This window comes from Campylobacter sp. TTU-622, assembly GCF_016598965.1.
Lineage (GTDB): Bacteria > Campylobacterota > Campylobacteria > Campylobacterales > Campylobacteraceae > Campylobacter_D.
In genome coordinates this window covers 1-1,146 of the sequence record NZ_JAENKR010000166.1, presented here as the reverse complement: position 1 = coordinate 1,146, position 1,146 = coordinate 1, and the positions used below count along the sequence as shown (strand labels likewise).

Below are 1,146 nucleotides of genomic sequence, written 5' to 3'. Positions count from 1 at the left end.
CAGAATTACCACCTTCTACAACAGCACCACTTTGAACTTCAATAGCTTCAGCTTCTATATCTTTAGAGGTTCCATCTATATTAATACCATTATTTCCAGCTTTAATGCTACTACCATTTTCTAGGATAATTCTTCCTAGTTTCATGATTTCACCACTAGAACCATCAGATGCTGCATAAAAAGTTATACCATTTAAATCAGCTTCTATAGTGCCTTTATTAATAATAGTATTAATATAATTTCCAGCTTCAGCTTGGATACCATTAGATTTTGATTTAATAAGACCTTCATTAGTTAAATTTTCAATAGTGGAAGGGCTTCCGTAATAAGTTGCAAGGGAAATTCCTGCTGCAATAGTATTGCTACTAGTTGATTCTATAGTACCTTTATTAATAAAAGTTCCCATAGAACTTTTAACTAATTTAATTCCCATAATACCAGAAATTAAACCCTCATTAGTAAAAGTTTTTACTAAACCTTGTAAATATACGCCAGTTGAAACATTCACATTTGCAGTAGGCTGTATAGTTCCTGTGCTTTTTATAGTTCCAGTGTTTGTGAAATTATCTATTGTTGTTCCACTAGCTATATTTACTCCAAAAGTACTATTAGTGTTTATAATTCCACTATTGTTAAAAGTTTTAATTTCTGTATTACCAAGATAAATACTTTCGCCATTGTTCGAATGAATGGTTCCACTATTGCTAAAATTATTGATTGTAGATTTATTATCAGATTTTCCCCAAGTTGTGATTGCATATTTAGAAGAACCATTTCCTATAATGCCACTATTTTCAAAGCTTTCTATAGTAACACCATTTTGTTTATCAGCTCCTAAGTTAATACTAGCTGTATTACTTCCACCTTGAATGGTGCCATTATTGCTAAAATTATCTATAGTTGATCCACTAGCAATATTTATCCCTTGTTTAGTAGTACTACTAATAGTCCCACTATTAGTAAATGTTTTAATCTCAGTATTACCAAGATAAATAGCTTCACCAGCGTTTGAACTTATAGTTCCACTATTGCTAAAATTATTGATTGTAGATTTAGATCCATCTTTTCCCCAAACTGTGATACCAAATTTAGAAACACCATTTCCTATAGTGCCTTCATTAGTGAAGGTATCTATAGTAGCACCAT

1 pseudogene is annotated in these 1,146 nt (G+C 31.2%); it reads right to left on the bottom strand.

The window, feature by feature from the left end:
- Positions 1-1,146, bottom strand: a pseudogene (locus tag JG677_RS08225) (autotransporter outer membrane beta-barrel domain-containing protein); the annotation flags it as partial.